Genomic DNA, 17,670 nt, shown 5'->3' on the forward strand with positions numbered 1-17,670 from the left:
TGGCCGCCCGGTCAGGAGCCGGGTCCCCGCCCGTCCGGTGCGTCCGTCACCGTGAGGAGACCGTCCTGGCCGGCCAGGGCGTCCAGGGCGAGGGTCCGGTAGCCGACCTCGTCGAAGAGCACGGTGATGCGGTCGCCGTCCTCGCTCAGTACCGTCCCCCGGCCGAACCGCTGGTGCCGTACCGCGGCTCCGACGGGATAGCGGCCGGTGTCCGGATGCGCCGGACGACGCTCGCCCGGCGTCCCCTCGCCGCGCTCGGCCTCCGGCCCGTCGCAGACGTCGCAGCTGCCGCACGGCTCCTGGTACTCCTCGCCGAAGTAGCCCAGCAGGAAGCGCCGTCGGCATCCGGTCGTCTCGGCGTAGGCGCGGGCCATGTCGACCCGGGAGCGGTCCATACGCTTGTGTGCCTCCGCGCTGTCCGTGGCCCGGCGCACCGCGCCCGCCTCGGCCGTGCCCGGGACCGGCCCGACGGCGCCCGAGGCGTCCGTGACCACGGCGCCGGCCTCCTCCAGGAGGTTCACGGCTTTGGTCAGCCGGGTGCGCCCCATGCCGGTGTCCCGTCCCAGTTCGTCGAGCCCCGCCGGATCGCCGCGGCCGTGCACGGCCCGTACGACGGTCGCCACGGTGTCCCGGCCGGGCGTGCGGCCGCTGAAGTAGGCCTGCATCCCGGTGTCTTCGGTCCGGTAGTGCAGCACGGCGAGGGCGGGGCGCCCGTCCCGGCCGCAGCGCCCGATCTCCTGGTAGTAGGCGTCCAGGGAACCCGGCAGCGAGGCGTGCAGCACGAAACGCACGTCCTCCTTGTCGATGCCCATCCCGAAGGCCGAGGTCGCCACGACGACATCCGTCCGGCCCGCGAGGAAGGCCTCGTGGATCCGCCGGCGCTCGGCGGCGCGCAGGCCCGCGTGGTACGCCTCGGCCGCGAGCCCGAGCGCGCTCAGCTCGGCGGCGTAGAACTCGCTGTCCTTGCGGGTCGCCGCGTAGACGATGCCGGGTTTCTCCTCGGCGGCGGCCCGCTCGACGACCGTGCGCCGCCGCTCGTCGTCGTCCAGGTGACGGCGCGCCTCCAGTCTGATCTCGGGCCGGTCGAATCCGGTGACGAGCTGGCGCGGCCGGTCCATGCCGAGCCGTTCGACGATGTCCTGCCGGACCGGGGGAGCGGCGGTGGCGGTCAGCGCGAGGACGGGTGGCCGGCCGAGGCGCCGCGCGGCCTGCGCCAGCCGCAGGTAGTCGGGCCGGAAGTCGTGGCCCCAGGAGGACACGCACTGGGCCTCGTCCACCACGAACAGCCCGGGGCGCGCGTCGGCGAGCCGCCGTACGACGTCGTCCTTGGCGAGCTGCTCGGGGGAGAGGTAGACGTACCGGACCTCCCCGCCGCGCACCTTGTCCCAGGCGTCCTCCGCCTCCGCCGCGCCGAGGTCGGAGTTCAGGGCCACGGCACCGGGGGCGCGGTCGCCGTCGGGCAGCCCGGCGATCTGGTCCCGCTGGAGGGCCAGCAGGGGTGACACGACCACCACCGGTCCGGTCAGCAGCAGCGCGGGGACCTGGTACACGGCGGACTTCCCGGACCCGGTCGGCATGACGACGAGCGTGTCCCTGCCCTGGAGCACGTACTCCATGGCGGTGAGCTGTTGCGGGCGCAGCTCCTCCCAGCCGAACACCTCCGCGGCCGTCTCGCGCAGCCGCCGGGTCCGCCCTTCGTCCGATCCCGGACGCTCGTCGCTCATCCCCGCTCCTTCCGGCCACCCCGGGAGTCCTGGGCACGGACCACGGGTGCCCTCCGGATCCGCCGCCATGCCGCGCCGGATCCGCGCCGCCGGACGGCCGCCGCCCCTGGGCCGTCCGGTCCGCCGCCGTGGCCGTCCCCGGCCCGGTGCTGCATCGTGGAGAGAGCTGCTGATCTCCCGGGAGGAAACCGTTCCGGCCGACCGGCGAGGCGGAGCCGGTACGGCCGCCGGGACCGGCAGGTGGAAGGAGCGCGTGCGATGACGCCAGCGAGCCCGGGCTCGCGGCCGGCGGACGGTCCGGCGAGCGGCGCGGTGGCCCCGAGCGGGCTGATGGACCTGCTGAACGTCGCCGCGGTGCTGCTGGAGGCCGACGGCAGGATCGACATGTGGAGCCCCCAGGCCGAGCAGCTGTTCGGCTACGCCCGCAGTGAGGCGGTCGGGCAGTACGCCGCACCGCTGCTCGTCCACCCGGAGCACCAGGACGCGGTGATCGAACTGTTCGCCGAGGTGATGGCGACCGGCCGGGACTGGGCCGGGGCCTTCCCCGTTCGGCACAAGGACGGCAGCACCCGGATGGTCGAGTTCCGCAACATGCGGCTGACCGACAACCTGGGCGACCACTACGCCCTCGGGCTCGCCGCCGACCGGGCCACGGTGCGGCATGTCGAGCGCAAGGTGGCCCTGTCCAACCGCCTGGTCACCCAGGCACCCATCGGGCTTGCCGTCCTCGACCCCGACATGCGGTACCTGGCCATCAACCCGGCCCTGGCGGCGATGCACGGCGTCCCCGAGTCCGACCACGTGGGCCGCAGGTTCCGCGAGATCCTGCCCGGCGCCCCCTTCCTGGGAGCGGAGACCGTGATGCGGCACGTGCTGGCGACCGGCGCCCCCGTGGTGGACCAGCAGGTGGTGGGGCGCACCGCCGCCGACCCGGAGACCGACCACGCGTGGGCGGTGTCGACGTACCGCCTGGAGGACCACCACGGTGACGTCCTGGGCCTCGCCTACGTGGTCGTGGACGTCACCGACCGGTACCGGGCGGCGAAGAAGGCCGACGAGGCCCAGCACCGGCTGCGTCTCCTCGCCAACGCCTCGGGCCGGATCGGCACCACCCTGGAGGTGGAGCGCACGGCCCGGGAACTGGCAGACGTCCTGGTGCCCGACCTCGCCGACATGGTCGCCGTGGACCTCCTGGACTCGGTCCTGCAGACGGGCCGGGCGGACCTCGACGAGGGGCCGGCCCTGTTCCGTGCCGTCGCGGTGAAGACCGCCTACCCCACCGACGCCGACCGGGCCATCGTGCCGCCCGGCAGCCTCGTCACGTACCACGCCGACCATCCGGCGTCCCACTGCGTGCGCACCCGCCGCCCCCTCATGATCACCCATGTGAGCGGCGACGATCTGAGCCGTATCGCCGCCGGCCCCGAGGCCGCCCGCCTGCTGGCCCGGGCGGGGGTGCACACCGACATGGCCGTTCCGCTGATCGCCCGCGAACAGATCATCGGCGTCATGGGCCTGGCCCGGGCCCGCAACCCCCTGCCGTTCGACGAGGACGACCTCACCCTCGCCTGCGAGATGGCCTCGTCCGCCGCGCTGAGCATCGACAACGCCGTGCTGCACCAGCACATCCGGGGTGCCGCGGAGACGCTGCAGCGCAGCCTCCTCCCGCAGCTCCCGCCCGGCCGTCCCGGCCTGGAGGTCGCCGCCCGCTACCGGCCCGCCCAGGCCTTCAGCGAGGTGGGCGGCGACTGGTACGACGTGATCGCCCTCGACGGCGACCGGACCGCCCTCGCGGTGGGCGACGTCATGGGCAGCGGTGTCACCGCCGCCACCACCATGGGCCGGCTGCGCACCGCCACCTCCACCCTCGCCGACCTGGACCTCGACCCGGCGCGGATCCTCACCCACCTCGACAAGATCACCGCCGATCTGGACTACCTCGCCACCTGCCTGTACGCGGTGTACGACCCGCACCGCGCCCGGCTGCACGTGGCATCAGCCGGCCATCTGCCCCCGGTCCTGGTGCGGGACGGCCGGCAGCCGGAACTGCTCCGGCTGCCCACCGGCACGCCGCTGGGCGTGCGGGGGGTCCCCTTCGAGGTGACGACCCTCGCTCTGGAGCCCGGCGACCGCCTCGTCCTGTACACCGACGGACTCGTGGAGACCCGGCACGATCCCATCGACGAGCGGCTGGACGACCTGATGCGCCTCCTGACACCGCCGGACCGGTCGACGGAGGAGACCTGCGACCGGCTCCTGCGGGAGCTGCGGCACCCCGCCGGCCACGACGACGTCGCCCTCCTCATCGCCTGCGTCCAACCGCTCGCGCCCGCCTGACCGCGCCGGTCCGCGAGGTCAGGCCGTCTCCAGCACCACCTTCCCGGTCAGCGCGCCCGCGTCCAGCAGCCGGTGGGCCTGCGCCGCCTCGTCCAGCGGCAGCGAGCGGTCGATGTGCGGGCGCAGCAGACCGGCGTCGACCAGGTCCGCGAGGGCCGCCAGACCCACGTGGTCCGGTTCCGCCGTGACGCCGTGGAAACGCAGCCCGCGCGCCTCGGCCAGCCGGGCCAGCTCCGGGTTCCGCATCTCCACGATCGTCACCAGCGCGCCACCGGGCCGCAGCACGTCGAGCGAGCGTACGGCGGTCTCGCCGCCGACGCCGTCGAGGACCACGTCGACGTCCCGGACCTCGGCGGCGAAGTCGACCGCCCGGTAGTCGATCACCCGGTCGGCGCCCAGGGCATGTACGAAGGCCGCCTTGCCGGCGCTCGCCGTGGCGATCACCTCGGCCCCGCGGGCCTTGGCGATCTGCACGGCGAGATGGCCCACGCCGCCGCCCCCGCCGTGCACCAGCACCCGCGTGCCGCGCCCCGCCCAGCCGGTCTCGACCAGCGCCTGCCACGCCGTCAGCCCGGCCAGCGGCAGCCCCGCCGCCGTACGGTGATCGACGGACGCCGGTTTGCGGGCGAGCTGCCGGGAGGGCGCCACGACGTACTCGGCGTAGGCGGCCGCCGCACGCGGGATGCACGGCATGCCGTAGACCTCGTCCCCGACGGCGAACCGGGTCACGCCCGGAGCGGTCCCGGCCACGACACCGGAGACGTCCCAGCCGACGGTGAAGGGCGGTGCGCCCAGCAGGGGAAGTTCCCCCGACCGGACGAGGGCGTCGATCGGGTTCACCCCGGCCGCGTGCACGCGGACCAGCACCTCGTTGAGCGCCGGGGCCGGCCGGGGCACCCGCGCGGGCTCCAGGACGCCCGGCCCGCCGAAGGCGCGCTGGACGACGGCCCGCATCAGAGCTGTCATCCGGCGTCCTCGATCATCGCGTCCAGGGCCGAACCCTCCGGCACCGGCTGGCCGACGTCCCAGTGCTCGGCCAGCCGGCCGTCCTCGACACGCCAGATGTCCACGACGACCGACGGGTGCGCCCCCGGCGCCGCCCTGGCCACGCTGTGGGTCCACACCTGGTCGCCCTCCGCGACCACGCGCCGCACGGTGAGCGAGAACTCGGGCATCACCGAGACGGCGGCCCGGAACGTCTCGACGGTACGGTCCCGGCCGGCGCCGACGCCGTGGTGGTGGTTGACGAAGCCCTCGGTCAGCAGCTCCCGGGCCCGGTCGAAGTCCTTCTCGTTGTAGAACAGCCGGATGTATTCGGCGACCAGTTCCTTGTTCTGCTTCATCGCGTTCATTCCTTGACCCCTACCACGATCGAGTCGGGCCCCACGAGGTGTTCCGTCCAGGTGCGGTCGAAACCGGCCTCCCGCATCCACTCCTGGCACTCGTGGCCCGTGTAGCCGAAGCCGCCGTCCGTGACGGCCAGCATGTTCAGGCTCATGAGCAGGGCGAACGCGTTCTCGGACCGGTCGTCGTCGATGAGGGTGTCGTACACCACCACCGCGCCGCCCTGCGGCAGCGCCTCCCACGCCTTGCGCAGCAGGACCTTCTTCCGCTCAAGGCCCCAGTTGTGCAGGATGTGGCCGAAGGTCAGCACGTCGGCCCGCGGGAAGGGGTCGGTGAAGAAGTCACCGCCGGTGAAGCCGAGCCGGTCCGTCAGGCCGTGCCGCTCGGCGTACTCGGTGAACACCGGCTCCGCCTGGGGCAGGTCGAAACCGGTGCCGGACAGCCCGGGGTTGGCGAGCAGCACCTGCACCGCGAGGTCGCCCTGCGCGGTGCCCATGTCGGCCATCGTCGTGTAGTCCTCCCAGGGCACCTGCCGTGCGATCCGGAGATTGGCGCGATGGCTGATGCCCGTCATCGACGAGAGGAACGTCCGCAGGCGGTCCGGGTCCGCGTACAGGGCGTCGTAGGTGTCCTCGTCCCTGTCCTTCGACTCGTCCTGGGAGAGGCCGGTGCGCAGGGCGTCCGACAGCCGGTTCCAGATGCCGAACAACCGGGACCCGGCCATCTCCAGCATCGGTGCCACGTGCCCGTAACCGGGCTTGGCGCGGTCCAGGTGGGCCTCGGACTCGGGGGTGTTGTGGTAGACGCCGTCCTCGCGGCGCAGGAAGCCCAGCGCGACCAGCGCGTCGAAGAAGTCCCGGGCGCCGCGCGGGTGCAGGCCGAGCCGCTCCCGCAGCTCGTGGACGTCGGCCGGCTTCCTGGCCAGCTCGGTGAAGACGCCGACCTCGACCGCGCTGAGCAGCGTCTTCGACGCCTGGAAGGCCAGGGCCGTCTCCAGGATGCGGTCGGCCGAGGGGGCGGACTCCGGGGGCGGGTTCGTGTTCTTCATGACGTCCTCCTCAAGGGGTGGTGAACAGGGCGCGCGCGTAGTGGTGCGCGGCCGGCTCGAACTGCACGGCCTGGTGGGTGGCGACGGCGTTGACGTCGTGCCAGAAGCGCTCCAGCGGGCCGCGCGCCGCCTGCCCGCCGGTGCCCGCGGCGCGGAAGACGCGGTTGACGGCGGAGAGCAGCAACTCGACGGTGAAGGCGCTGTCGCGCATGTTCCGCGCGATCGCCGGCCCGGTGAACGGGCCGCCCTCGTCGGCGAGTCGGGCGATGCGGGTGAGCAGCAGACGGGCGCTGTCGATCTCGGCGGCTGAGCGGGCCAGGGCCATCTCGTGGGTGGCCAGGCTGCCCCCGGGTCCGGGCATGCCCGGCGTCGGCGTCACCTCGGTCAGCCTGCCCGCCAGGTACCGGGTGAGCTCGGCCAGGGCGCCCTGCGCCGCGCCGAGCGCGGGCACGACGAACGTCAGACCGTTCACGGCGGCGAGCGGGGCTATGGCGGTTCCGTCGGCGGTCCGCCCCGCGAACACCGCGTCCCGGTCGACGTACCGGCCGGCGGGGACGGGCACGTTCTCCAGGACCACCGTGTCGCTGCCGGTGGCGCGCATCCCCACGCTGTCCCAGGTGTCCTCGATGCGGACGGCCGACGCGGGCACCGCCACCAGCGTGAGCCGGGGGCCGCCGGCGCCGGTGCTCCGGGCGCAGACGACGACCCAGTCCGCGTGCTCCACGGCGCTCATGTACGGCCACCGTCCGCTGACGCGCAGCCCGTCGCCGTCGGCGTCCGGGACCGCCTCGCCGAAGGGCAGCACCGAGCAGACGAACGCGGTGTCCGGACCGTCGGCCCAGAACTCCTTCTGCCCGGCCTCGGGGAAGCAGGGCACGAACCGGGGTGTGCTCGCGAACAGCGAGGCGCACCACGCGGTCGCCGGGCAGGCCTCGCCCAGGGTCGCCACCGCGTCCAGCAGGTCGGCGAGGGTGCCCCCGGCGCCGCCGTACCGCCCGGGTGCCAGGTGCCTCATGAAGCCGGCCTCGCGCATCGCCGTCACCAGGCCGGCGTCGATGTGCCGCTGCTGCTCCATGCGGGCGGCGAGCCCGGCGGCCGTCGCCGCGATGTCGCGGGCTGCCGTGGCCAGCGGGCCGGCGGCTGTGTCCACCATGTGTGTGTCCCGTCCTCGGTTCGCGGAAGCTGTCGGATGTCAGCGCAGTCGGAGGTGCTCGGGGTCGGCGCGCCGGGTGCGTGTCCAGTACTCGGCCGCGGAGAAGGGCCAGTTGGTGGAGGAACGGGAGCCGTCCTTGTACCAGCCGCTCACCTTCGACCAGACCCAGGCCCGGTCGGCGCTCGCCGCGTCGACCCACGCGTTGTAGTCGTCGTGCACGTCCTCGCGGACCTGGACCGCTTCCGCGTCCCGCGTGAGCAGCAGACGGATCGCGTCCAGGACGTACCGGGTGGCGCACTCGGAGAAGTAGACGATGCTGCCGCCCTGTCCGACGAGATTGGTGTTCGGCCCGTACAGGCAGAACAGGTTGGGGAAGCCGGGGACGCTGATGCCCAGGTGCGCACGGGGCGCCCCGCCCCAGTGGGTGTGCAGGTCCACGCCCCGCTCGCCGGTCACCTTCATCGGGGTGAGGAACCGGGAGGCCTGGAACCCGGTGGCGTAGACGATGACGTCCACCTCGAACTCCTCGCCGTCCGCGACCAGTCCGCGCGGTGTCTCCCGTTCCACCGGGGCGGTCACCAGCCTCACGTCGTCCCGCTTGAGGGTGGCCAGCCAGGTGCCGTCGTCCCGCAGTACCCGCTTGGCGCCGACCGGGTAGCGCGGCACGACCTTCTCGCGCAGCTCGGGGGCGTCGGTGAGCTGGGCCTCCATGGCCTGGAGGAGGGAGGCGCGCAGCTGCTCGTTGAGGGCGGAGACGGCACGCTCGGTGGGCGGGTGGCCGCGGTCCACGATCCAGCCGTCGAGGATGCCGCGCAGTCCGGGCGCGAACAGCCAGAAGCGGTACCACTGCGCGTAGTACGGCAGGTGCTCGCAGAGCCAGGAGGTGCTGCCGGACAGCGGCTGGTGGTAGTGCGGGGTGGGCCGCAGCCAGGGCGGATTGCGCTGGAAGACGACCACCTCGGAGGCGGCGCCGGCCAGTTCGGGCACGATCTGGTAGGCGCTGGCGCCCGTGCCGACGACCGCGACCCGCTTGCCGGTGAGGTCCGCCGTGTGGTCCCAGGCGGCGGAGTGGAAGGCGGGCCCGGTGAAGCTGCCGAGGCCGTCGACGGCAGGCAGCTGCGGCCGGTTGAGCTGGCCCACGGCGCTGATCACCATCCGGTGCGTGACCGTCCGGGGGCCGCCGGGGCCGTCCAGGGTGAGGTGCCAGCGGCGCTCGCGTTCGTCCCAGCGCAGCTCCCGCACCTCGGTGCCGAACCGGACGCGGTCGGCGACCCCCGACTCCTTCGCGAAGTCCCGCAGGTACTCCAGGACCGTGTCGCGGCGGCAGAAGTGGTCCGGCCAGTCGGCGCGGGGCGCGAAGGAGTAGTTGTACAGATGGCTGGCCACGTCGGTGCGGCAGCCCGGATAGGTGTTCTCGAACCAGGTGCCTCCGACGTCCTCGTTCTTCTCGTACACCACGACCGGCACTCCGGCCTGGCCGAGCCGGTGGGCGGCCAGCAGCCCGCTGAACCCGGCACCGATCACGGCCACGTCCAGATCGGCGCCGGGGCGCAGCCCCTCCAGCGTCCAGCCGGGCGCCTTGGGGTCGTCCCGCGGCAGCGCGATCTCCTCGGCGAGCAGGTCCAGCAGATCACCGGTGTCGGAACCCATCGCCCAGGTGGTGATCGTCCGCAGCAGCGCGGGGTCCGGCGGCTCGTGGGTGCCGCCCCGGTCCCGCCACGCGGTCAGCGCCTCGAAGGCGAGCCGGCGTGCCTCGTCCTGCCGCGCGGCGGTCAGGCCGCCCTGCGGCTGGAACAGCCAGCCCGGTGCGCGAAGGTCGTCGCGGAGCAGGGCGGTGTCCCCCGTCAGGTGGGCCACCGTCAGCAACAGCGCGGGCACGTCCGCGCCCGCCAGGTGGCGGCGCAGGGTCTCGTCGTCGGGAATCGGCCGCAGCGGCCGGCTGAACGCCATGTGCGTCACCTTCGAAGTGTCCGGAGAGGGGGTCGTCATGAGGCCGGGCCGAGGGCGGCGAACCGGCGGTTGAAGTACACGGCGGGTGCGCCCGACTCGGTGAGGTGCGTACCGACGACCCTGCCGACGACGATCACGTGGTCGCCCGCGTCGTGCCGCTGCTCCACCAGGCACTCCACGACGGCGAGGGCGTCGTCGACGACCACGCCTCCCCGCGCGGTGCGCCCCAGTCCGCCGGGCCCGAACTTCTCGGCCCCCGCCGTCGCGAACCGCGCGGCCAGCTCCGCGTGGTGCTCGCGCAGCACGCTCACCGCGAACTCGGAGGCACGCGCGAACACCGGGAAGCACTGCGCCGACCTGGCGACGCAGAGCAGGACCAGCGGCGGGTCCAGGGAGACCGAGCAGAAGGAGCTGACGGTCAGTCCGTGCGGCAGTCCGCGCTCGTCGCACACGGTGGCGATGGCGACCCCCGTCGGGAACCGGGCCATGGCCTCCCGGAGCCCGCCGGCCGTCTCCACGACCTCCTTGAGTCCCTCAGTCATCGCGGACCCCCGCGGCGCGCACGACGACCGCCGAGTTGAAGCCCCACTTGCCGCGCGCCAGCACCAGCGCCGCCCGGACCGGGACCTCGCGGGGCGCGCCGCGCACCAGGTCGATGCCGTACTCCTCGGGCACCTCGTCCGTGCCGTACGTCGGCGGGATCACGCCCTCGCGCAGGCAGAGCAGCGCGGCGGCCACGTCCAGCGGACCGCCGCCGGAGCACAGCCGGCCGGTCAGGGCCTTGGGCGCGGTGACCGGCACGCCGTGCGGACCGAACAGCCCGCCGACGGCCTCCGCCTCCACCCGGTCGAGGTCCGGGCTGCCGGCCGCGTCCGCGAACACCACGTCGATGTCGCAGGGTGACAACCCCGCGTCACGCAGGGCGAGTTCGGCCGCCCTGCGCAGGCCGGGCGGCCGGCCCGAGCCCGGCGCCGGGTCGAAGGTGGAGGCGTAGCCGGCGATCTCCCCGTACACCTGCCGGGCACCCCGCTCCCGCGCCGTCCGCGGGTCCTCCAGGACGAGGATCGCACCGCCCTCGCCGGGCACATGGCCGTCGGCGTGCGTGCCGAACGGCTGGTAGGCCCGGTCCGGGTCGCCGGAGGTGGTCAGCCGCCCGCCGGAGATCTGCGACACCCAGCCCCAGGGGTCGAACGCCGAGTCGACGCCCCCCGTCACGACCATCGGCGTGCCGCGCCGGACCGTACGCCGGGCGTGCCCGATCGCGTCCAGACCGCCGGCCTGCTCGGCGACCAGGGCGCTGCTGGGGCCGCGCAGCCGGTGGCGGATGGAGATCTGGCCGGTGTTCACCGCGTAGAACCAGGCGAACGACTCGTACACGCTGACCTTCTCCGGGCCCTGCGACCACAGCTTGCGGAACTCGCGGTGGGTGAACTCGAAGCCGCCCTGCGCGTTGCCGGTGACCACGCCCATGTCGTAGTCGGCGTAGGCGCCGGGCTCGATCCCCGCGTCGGCGAGCGCCCGCTCGGCGGCGACGAGCGCGTACCGGGTGGAGACGTCCGTCTGCGGCAGCAGCCTGCCCGGCAGCCGGGCGGAGGCGTCGAAGTCCCGGATCTCACCGGCCAGCCGGACCGGATGGCGGGACACGTCGAAGCGGGTCAGGGTGCCGATGCCGGTCCGCCCCTCGACCGTGGCCGCCCAGTACGGTTCCGGGCCGTCGGCGTTCGGTGCGATCAGGCCGATTCCGGTGACGAGTGCGCTGCTCACGCGGTACCTCCAGGGGCGTGCCGGAGCACCATGGCGGACTGGAAGCCGCCGAAGCCGCTGCCGACGGTCAGGACGTTGCGCAGACCGCGCTCGCGCGCCGTGAGCGGCACGTAGTCCAGGTCGCACTCGGGGTCCGCCTCGTGCAGGTTGGCCGTGGGCGGGACCACGCCGTTCTCCAGGGCGAGGGCCGAGGCGGCGATCTCGATCGACCCGATCGCGCCCAGCGAGTGACCCACCATCGACTTGATGGAACTGACGGGGGTGCGCCGGGCATGCTCGCCCAGGCTGCGCTTGTAGGCGGCGGTCTCGTGGCGGTCGTTCTGCTTGGTGCCCGAGCCGTGCGCGTTGATGTAGTCGATGTCCGTGGCGTCGGTGCGCGCCTCGTCGAGAGCCGAGCGGATCGCCTCGGCCATCTCGCGGCCGTCCGCCTTCAGCCCGGTCATGTGGTAGGCGTTGCAGCGCGTGGCGTAGCCGGTGATCTCGGCGTAGACGTGTGCGCCGCGGGCCCGGGCGTGCTCGTACTCCTCCAGGACGAACATCGCGGCGCCCTCGGCGAGGACGAAGCCGTTGCGGGTGCGGTCGAACGGCCGGGAGGCCCGCTCGGGTTCGTCGTTGCGCGAGGTGGTCGCCTTGATGGCGTCGAAGCAGGCCACGACGATCGGCGTGACCGGAGTGTCGCCGGCACCGGCGAGCATCACGTCGGCGCTGCCCTCCTCGATGAGCCGGCAGGCGTGGCCGACGGAGTCGATCCCGGAGGTGCAGCCGTTGGAGACCATGGCCACCGGGCCCTCGGCGCCCACCGTCCAGGCCACCTCGGCCGGCATCACGCTCGGCACCAGGTAGTCGAACATGTGCGGGGACAGGTTGGCGGTGTCCATCAGCCAGTCGCGTCCGCTGCCCGACAGCACCAGGTACTCCTGTTCCAGGCTGGTCGCCGCGGCCACCGCGCTGCCCAGGCTCACCCCGACCCGGCCGGGATCCAGCCGCTCGAAGCCGAGCCCGCTGTCGGCGACCGCGTCCCGCGCGCAGACCACGGTGAACTGCGTGGCCCGGTCCATGCGCCGGATCTCCAGGGGCGTCAGCCCCTCCAGCACGGGGTCGAAGTCGGCCTCGCCGGCGATCCGCGACCGATAGGGCGACGGATCGAAGAAGGAGATGCGGCGGATGGCGCTGCGGCCGGAGGTCAGCAGCTCCCAGAACGCCTTCACCCCGTTCCCGCCGGGCGTCCGCACCCCCATGCCGGTGATCACCGTGCGGCGGGTCATCGCGTCCCGCCCGTCTGCCGAGCCGCTGCTGACTCGTTCACCTTGTGGCCCCCTTCGTGCCGAAGCTGACGGCGTCCGGCCATGTGCCGTGCGCCGCGCCCAACATGACCGACACCGCCCTACGGGCCGCTGGGACGGCGCTGGGAGGATGGTGGGGCGTCCGCCGGGGCCCGGCGGACCACCCGAACGGGCGGTCACTACCAGCCATTCGGCGAGTGGGAAGCGGACACCGGGGCCGTAGCATGAAAGACATGGCATATCGGGACTGGGGGAACCCGCAGCGTGCCCTGACGGTTGCGGCCGCGCTGATGCAGGCACCCATCAAGCAGGTACTGTCCACGCTCTCCGACGCGCTGTCCGACCTGGTGGCGCACGAGGCCCTGGTGATGCTGACCGGCGACTGCCCGACGTCGGCGACCTGGAGCCACGGGGACGCCGAGCTGACCGAGGCGGTCACCGCGGCCGAGATGGCCCAGCTCGCCACGCACGTCGACATCGGCAGGCCGCGGTTCGACCGGGCGAGACTCGCCGACGCCTCGCGCCCGGTGCTCGCGGTGGCCTCGGCGCCACCCGGCTCGGCGGGCGCGCTGCTCGCGGTACTGCCGGTGGACGGCACCGCACCCGACCCCGAAGTCCTGCCCGTCGTCCAGCAGTTGTGGGATCTGGCGATGCTGCGGGTGATGGCCCTGTGGCCCACCGTCGTCCCCGTCAACCAGACCGCGCCCTGGATGGCGAACAGTGAACGCGCACGCATCGTCTCCGATCTGACGGACTCCCACGCCTCGACGCTCACCTCGCTGATCGGGCTGCTGCGCAACCGCAGCCTCGACGACGGCACGGCCCGCCGGACCGCCGTCGACCTGGCGGTGTCCTCGCTGATCGAGCTGCGCTCGGTGGGTGACACCGAGCGGGTGCCGGGGGAGGAGACGGCCCACGACGCCTTCGGACGGCTCACCGAGATGCTCGGACTGCTGTCCCGGTACGGCAACGTGCGCCTGGAGTTCGAGGGTCCGGTGGGGGAGGCGGCCGAGCGGCTGATCCCCTCGGTGATCGCCCAGACGGCGCGGACGACGGCCCGCGGCACCGTGCTGACCATGCTGGAGCAGGGCGGGGTGAGCCGGGTCCGGATCAGCTGGCACGTCGAGGAGTCCGAGGTGCGCGCGGTGATCCGGGACGACGGCCCCGGCACCCTGGCCGGTGACGCGCTCGCCGTGCACCGGCTCACCGACCGGGCGGCGGCCGTCAGCGGGGCCGTGGACGTCGACGCGGTCCCGGGATGGGGCACGATCGTCACCGTCCGGCTGCCGCTGGCCGCGCCGGAACGGCAGCGCAACGACCCGCTCGGCGAGCTCAACCCGCGCGAGCTCGACGTCCTGGAACTGCTCGTCCAGGGCCACCGCAACCGCGTCATCGCCGGGCGTCTGCTGATCAGCGAGCACACGGTGAAGTTCCACGTGGCGAAGATCCTGAAGAAGCTGGACGTCAGCACGCGGGGCGAGGCGGCGGCACTGGCCCTGGCGGCGGGGTTCCCGACCGCGCCGGCGCTGACGTCGTAGTCCTGGTCCACCGACGTCGTCGTAGGGCCGCCGTACGGCGGACCCGAGGGCCGCGACCACCCGTCCGTGGTCGCGGCCCTCGGAGCATCAACAGACAGTCCAGAATCTAACGAAGCACTACTAGGCGCGGTCCCTGCGCCAGACGAGGACCCTGCGGTGCTCCACCCCGTCGACGCGGGTGCGGGCGTGGAGCGTCAGACGGCCCCCGGCCAGCGTCGCCTCCCGGGTCTGTTCGGTGTCGATCCAATCGTGCCGGGGGGTGACCTCGATCCGGTGCACGATCCGGGAGCCGTCCAGGCGCCAAGTTCCGGCGTAGCCCATGTACGGGACGGGGCCGGGGTCCGGACCGCGCATCATGTGCACCGAGACGTGCCCGTCGCGGGTGTAGACGAGCCGGCCCCGGGGCGCGTCGCCCAGGGGGCCCACGCCGGGGGTGCCGGCGCCGTCCAGTTCCCGGAACGACACCAGGTGCCACACCCCGACCAGGTCGTCAGCGCGCATGAGGGTCCTCGTCGTCGAGAAGGGCCACCACCCGGGTCCAGCCGGCCCCCGCCCCGGCGACCGCCACCGGGAAGCAGACCACGGTGAAGCCCGTCGGCGCGGGCAGCGCGGCCAGTTGCGCGAGCTTCTCCAACTGGAGGTACTCGCGCGTGCGGCCGTAGACGTGCGCGGGCCACAGGGCCTTCCTGTCGCCGGTGCGGCGGTAGTCGTCGATCATCGACCGCATGGGCCGGTCCAGGCCCCAGGCGTCGATGCCGATCACCCGTACCCCGGACTCCACGAGGAACGCCGTGCCCTCGCCGGTCAGTCCCGGATACTTCGTCAGGTACTCGGCCTCGCCCCACAGCGCGTCGGCACCGGTCCACAGCAGGACGATGTCGCCGGGCCGCAGGGTGTGTCCGGCCGCGCGCAGTGCCGCGCGCAGGTGCTCGACCGTGATGCCCTCGCCGGGCGGCACCTGGCGCACGTCCAGCCGTACGCCCGGACCCACGCACCACTCCAGCGGCACCTGGTCGATGCTCTTGGCGGGCGCGCCGCCGCTGAGCGGGCCGTAGTGCAGCGGCGCGTCCATGTGCGTGCCGGTGTGGGTGGTCAGCGTCACCGTCTCGTTGGAGATCGCCATCCCGTCCGGGAAGTCCTCGGGCGTCAGACCGAGGACGGTGGCGCCGGTGACGTGGTCGAGGAGTTCCACCGTGACTGGTGTCGCCTCGCTCGGCGTGTGCCGGGTGACCACGCTCAGGTCGACGAGGCGCCTCACTCGGCGGCGCCCTCACCGGCGAGCTTCTCCGCCTCGTCCTTGACCGCGCCGAGGTCCGCCACGCTGTTGCGCTCCACCGCCGCCTTGATCATCTCGTCGGCCTGCTCGTACGTGAACTTTCCGGCGACCAGGCCGTCCTCCGGCTCACGGGGCTTGAAGTCGTGGGTCAGGACCAGCTGGGTGGTGTGCTCGTCGATGGGCAGGGCCCGCCACTCGCCGCCCATGTAACCCATCATCGGGGCGTTCTCCAGCTGCCGGTAGGCGATGACACGGCGGCCGGCGTCGATGTCCCGCCGGGAGATCCAGGACTGCACCTCGCCGTTGACGTCGACGGTCAGCCGGGCGATCTGGTGCTCGGGCGACTCCTCGAGGATCTTCACGTCCTCGGTGGGCGGGAAGATGCGCGCGTAGCCCTCGACGTCGACGAGGACGTCCCAGACGATCGCGGCCGGGGCGTCGACGGTGACGGTGTGTTCGGTGTGGTGCATGGGACTCTCCTTCGTGAGTGCGGGCGCGATGACGTGGAGCAGGTCGTCGTGGTTGGCGTAGGCCGCCTCGTACGCGATGCGGGACCGCCAGCCGGCGATGTGCTCGTGCACGTGCGGAAGCTCCGAGAACGCCCGCAGGTCGTCGATGTCGCGGCAGGCGAACTGGGCCACGGCGTTCGCGGTCGTCCCGGCGGCGTGGTCGTCGACCGGCAGCCGGTGGTGCGGACCGTGGCCGAAGTGCGTGACGAGGCCCGAGCCGCGCGCGATCTTCTCCAGGTCGGTGAAGAACTCGCGGCGCTGGGACTCGTCGACCGAGTCCGCGAACCGGTAGACGAGGGTGTGGATGATCACGGGCTCTCCTCCGAGGCGCACGGGATGCGGTGACGGGCCACAGCGTTCCGGCGGTGCCTCGCAGTCGGCTGGGAGGCCGCTGGTGTCCGGCGCGCACCGCGCCAGGCACGTCCAAGCGCCGGCCAAGCGAAATACGGGCGGCGGCGGGGAGGCTCCCGGTCGCCGACCGGCCGCGCCCGGCTGCGACAACGCCCGGGGCGGTCCACCGTACGAGTCGAGGAGAGACCAGCATGGCCCCGACACCGAGCACCGGCCCCCCGCAGGCGACGACCGACGCACCGCCGGACCGTCAGGCGCTGGTGGCGGCCGCCCGGGACGTGGCCCAGGAGGCCGCCCGGTGTGCCGCCGCCGCGGAGCGGGAGCGGCGCCTGGCCCCGGACGTCGTCAAGGCGGCCGTGGCGGCCGGATTCGCACGGCACCTGGTGCCCGCGGCACACGGCGGCACCGAGGGGACCTTCCTCGAACTCGGGCGGGCCGTGAGCGCCGTCGGCGAGGGCTGCGCGGCGACCGCCTGGTGCGTCTCGCTCGCCGCGCACGTCGGCCGGATGGCGGCCCATCTGCCGCTGGAGGGCCGCCGGGAGGTGTGGGCCGAGGGCCCCGACGCGTTCCTCGTCGCCTCCCTCACACCGCTCGGCACCGCGCGCCCCGTCCCCGGCGGCCACCGGCTCAGCGGTACCTGGCGCTACGTCAGCGCGATCGACCACGCCGACTGGGCGCTGCTCGCGGCGAACCCGCCGGCCGGTTCCGGCCCGGCGGGCGCCCCCCGTGTCTTCGCGGTGCCCCGGGGCGCCTGGCGCACCGAGGACACCTGGCACAACGTCGGCATGGCCGCGACCGGCAGCCACTCCGTCACCGTCGAGGACGTGTTCGTGCCCCAGGCACGCTCCGTCAGCCGTGAGGACCTGTTCACCGGGCGGGGCGCCGTCGACGTCGCGCCGCGCCTGGCGGTCCCGATGCAGGGCACGACCATGATGTTCGCGGCCCCCGCACTGGGCGCCGCCAAGGGCGCGCTCGCGGCCTGGCGGCGGCACGCCGAGCGGAAGATCCGCGCGGCGGCGCGGAACCCCGCTCCCGCGCTGCCCGGCATGCCGTCCTTCAACCGCGTCACCTGGGACGTGACCCTGACGCGGAGCGCCGGCGAGATCGACGCGGCCGAGCTGCTCCTGGAGCGCGCCGCCCGCAACGCCGACGAGAGCGGCCACGGCCTCACCCCGGCCCGGACCATGCGCGGCTGGCGCGACTGCGCCATGGCCACCGACCTCCTGGTCGGCGTCGCCAACCGGCTCTTCCGCGGCGTCGGCACCACCGGCCAGTCCACGGCCGAACCGGTGCAGCGCTTCTGGCGGGACGTCAACTCGATGGCCGGCCACCAGGGCCTCCAGGTGGAGTCCGCCGCCACCGCCTACGCCTACCAGTCGCTCGGCTTCTGATC

General features: G+C 73.7%; 15 protein-coding genes. 3 read left to right on the forward strand and 12 right to left on the reverse strand.

Translation table 11 applies throughout. The features are described 5' to 3' along the window. Nucleotides 1-11: 11 nt before the first annotated feature. Nucleotides 12-1,724 carry a RecQ family ATP-dependent DNA helicase gene (locus tag N8I86_RS35415; protein WP_263279681.1) on the reverse strand — a complete coding sequence of 571 codons (1,713 nt, stop codon included), beginning with the start codon at nucleotides 1,722-1,724 and terminating at the stop codon, nucleotides 12-14. 258 nt (nucleotides 1,725-1,982) lie between these two features. On the opposite strand from N8I86_RS35415, the gene N8I86_RS35420 reads away from it, so the two are divergent. Beyond that, on the forward strand, nucleotides 1,983-4,061 hold the full coding sequence (locus tag N8I86_RS35420; protein ID WP_263279682.1) for a SpoIIE family protein phosphatase: 2,079 nt from the start codon (nucleotides 1,983-1,985) through the stop codon (nucleotides 4,059-4,061). A gap of 18 nt (nucleotides 4,062-4,079) precedes the next feature. Here N8I86_RS35420 and N8I86_RS35425 read toward each other — a convergent pair whose 3' ends face one another. The 8 genes from N8I86_RS35425 to N8I86_RS35460 are packed head-to-tail and all read right to left on the reverse strand — an operon-like array spanning nucleotide 4,080 to nucleotide 12,585. Then, nucleotides 4,080-5,015: an NADP-dependent oxidoreductase gene (locus N8I86_RS35425; protein WP_073899025.1), complete on the reverse strand. Its 936-nt coding sequence runs from the start codon at nucleotides 5,013-5,015 to the stop codon at nucleotides 4,080-4,082. An 8-nt stretch (nucleotides 5,016-5,023) separates the two neighbouring features. Continuing rightward, complete coding sequence (locus tag N8I86_RS35430) at nucleotides 5,024-5,404, reverse strand: nuclear transport factor 2 family protein (RefSeq protein ID WP_158075363.1); 381 nt, start codon at nucleotides 5,402-5,404, stop codon at nucleotides 5,024-5,026. A gap of 5 nt (nucleotides 5,405-5,409) precedes the next feature. Next, entirely contained in the window at nucleotides 5,410-6,453 is a 1,044-nt protein-coding gene (locus N8I86_RS35435) for an acetylserotonin O-methyltransferase (protein WP_263279683.1), read from the reverse strand. Nucleotides 6,454-6,463: 10 nt separating this feature from the next. Beyond that, a complete protein-coding gene (locus tag N8I86_RS35440; protein WP_263279684.1) occupies nucleotides 6,464-7,606 on the reverse strand; it encodes an acyl-CoA dehydrogenase family protein in 1,143 nt (380 codons plus the stop codon). Nucleotides 7,607-7,645: 39 nt separating this feature from the next. Beyond that, on the reverse strand, nucleotides 7,646-9,556 hold the full coding sequence (locus N8I86_RS35445; RefSeq protein ID WP_263279685.1) for a flavin-containing monooxygenase: 1,911 nt from the start codon (nucleotides 9,554-9,556) through the stop codon (nucleotides 7,646-7,648). 35 nt (nucleotides 9,557-9,591) lie between these two features. After that, entirely contained in the window at nucleotides 9,592-10,098 is a 507-nt protein-coding gene (locus N8I86_RS35450; protein ID WP_073897995.1) for a flavin reductase family protein, read from the reverse strand. Beyond that, a complete protein-coding gene (locus N8I86_RS35455; protein ID WP_123440886.1) occupies nucleotides 10,091-11,320 on the reverse strand; it encodes a ketosynthase chain-length factor in 1,230 nt (409 codons plus the stop codon). The genes N8I86_RS35450 and N8I86_RS35455 overlap by 8 nt, the downstream gene beginning before the upstream one ends. Beyond that, the gene (locus N8I86_RS35460; protein ID WP_263279686.1) at nucleotides 11,317-12,585 is read right to left on the reverse strand and encodes a beta-ketoacyl-[acyl-carrier-protein] synthase family protein; all 1,269 of its coding nucleotides are present in this window, start codon (nucleotides 12,583-12,585) and stop codon (nucleotides 11,317-11,319) included. Before N8I86_RS35460 ends, N8I86_RS35455 begins: the two co-directional genes overlap by 4 nt. Before the next feature lie 251 nt (nucleotides 12,586-12,836). Here N8I86_RS35460 and N8I86_RS35465 point away from each other — a divergent pair, with 251 nt between their 5' ends. Then, nucleotides 12,837-14,141: a LuxR C-terminal-related transcriptional regulator gene (locus tag N8I86_RS35465; protein WP_073898001.1), complete on the forward strand. Its 1,305-nt coding sequence runs from the start codon at nucleotides 12,837-12,839 to the stop codon at nucleotides 14,139-14,141. A gap of 120 nt (nucleotides 14,142-14,261) precedes the next feature. Here N8I86_RS35465 and N8I86_RS35470 read toward each other — a convergent pair whose 3' ends face one another. The 3 genes from N8I86_RS35470 to N8I86_RS35480 are packed head-to-tail and all read right to left on the reverse strand — an operon-like array spanning nucleotide 14,262 to nucleotide 16,238. Further along, nucleotides 14,262-14,642 (reverse strand): lipocalin-like domain-containing protein, encoded by a 381-nt coding sequence (locus tag N8I86_RS35470; protein ID WP_073898003.1) that lies wholly within the window; start codon nucleotides 14,640-14,642, stop codon nucleotides 14,262-14,264. Continuing rightward, a complete protein-coding gene (locus N8I86_RS35475) occupies nucleotides 14,632-15,399 on the reverse strand; it encodes a cyclase family protein (RefSeq protein ID WP_123440890.1) in 768 nt (255 codons plus the stop codon). Before N8I86_RS35475 ends, N8I86_RS35470 begins: the two co-directional genes overlap by 11 nt. Then, nucleotides 15,396-16,238, reverse strand: a complete 843-nt coding sequence (locus N8I86_RS35480) for an aromatase/cyclase (protein ID WP_263279687.1) — start codon at nucleotides 16,236-16,238, stop codon at nucleotides 15,396-15,398. The genes N8I86_RS35475 and N8I86_RS35480 overlap by 4 nt, the downstream gene beginning before the upstream one ends. Before the next feature lie 230 nt (nucleotides 16,239-16,468). On the opposite strand from N8I86_RS35480, the gene N8I86_RS35485 reads away from it, so the two are divergent. After that, nucleotides 16,469-17,668: an acyl-CoA dehydrogenase family protein gene (locus N8I86_RS35485; protein ID WP_263279688.1), complete on the forward strand. Its 1,200-nt coding sequence runs from the start codon at nucleotides 16,469-16,471 to the stop codon at nucleotides 17,666-17,668. Nucleotides 17,669-17,670: the final 2 nt, after the last annotated feature.

Source organism: Streptomyces albidicamelliae (assembly GCF_025642175.1).
In the GTDB taxonomy this organism is placed as follows: Bacteria; Actinomycetota; Actinomycetes; order Streptomycetales; family Streptomycetaceae; genus Streptomyces; species Streptomyces albidocamelliae.

What these genes read in the sequence shown, in the direction of transcription:
- N8I86_RS35415 (WP_263279681.1), bottom strand. Translation starts at nt 1,724, where the DNA reads ATGAGCGACGAGCGTCCGGGATCGGACGAAGGGCGGACCCGGCGGCTG.
- N8I86_RS35420 (WP_263279682.1), top strand. Translation starts at nt 1,983, where the DNA reads ATGACGCCAGCGAGCCCGGGCTCGCGGCCGGCGGACGGTCCGGCGAGC.
- N8I86_RS35425 (WP_073899025.1), bottom strand. Translation starts at nt 5,015, where the DNA reads ATGCGGGCCGTCGTCCAGCGCGCCTTCGGCGGGCCGGGCGTCCTGGAG.
- N8I86_RS35430 (WP_158075363.1), bottom strand. Translation starts at nt 5,404, where the DNA reads ATGAAGCAGAACAAGGAACTGGTCGCCGAATACATCCGGCTGTTCTAC.
- N8I86_RS35435 (WP_263279683.1), bottom strand. Translation starts at nt 6,453, where the DNA reads ATGAAGAACACGAACCCGCCCCCGGAGTCCGCCCCCTCGGCCGACCGC.
- N8I86_RS35440 (WP_263279684.1), bottom strand. Translation starts at nt 7,606, where the DNA reads ATGGTGGACACAGCCGCCGGCCCGCTGGCCACGGCAGCCCGCGACATC.
- N8I86_RS35445 (WP_263279685.1), bottom strand. Translation starts at nt 9,556, where the DNA reads ATGGCGTTCAGCCGGCCGCTGCGGCCGATTCCCGACGACGAGACCCTG.
- N8I86_RS35450 (WP_073897995.1), bottom strand. Translation starts at nt 10,098, where the DNA reads ATGACTGAGGGACTCAAGGAGGTCGTGGAGACGGCCGGCGGGCTCCGG.
- N8I86_RS35460 (WP_263279686.1), bottom strand. Translation starts at nt 12,585, where the DNA reads ATGACCCGCCGCACGGTGATCACCGGCATGGGGGTGCGGACGCCCGGC.
- N8I86_RS35465 (WP_073898001.1), top strand. Translation starts at nt 12,837, where the DNA reads ATGGCATATCGGGACTGGGGGAACCCGCAGCGTGCCCTGACGGTTGCG.
- N8I86_RS35470 (WP_073898003.1), bottom strand. Translation starts at nt 14,642, where the DNA reads ATGCGCGCTGACGACCTGGTCGGGGTGTGGCACCTGGTGTCGTTCCGG.
- N8I86_RS35485 (WP_263279688.1), top strand. Translation starts at nt 16,469, where the DNA reads ATGGCCCCGACACCGAGCACCGGCCCCCCGCAGGCGACGACCGACGCA.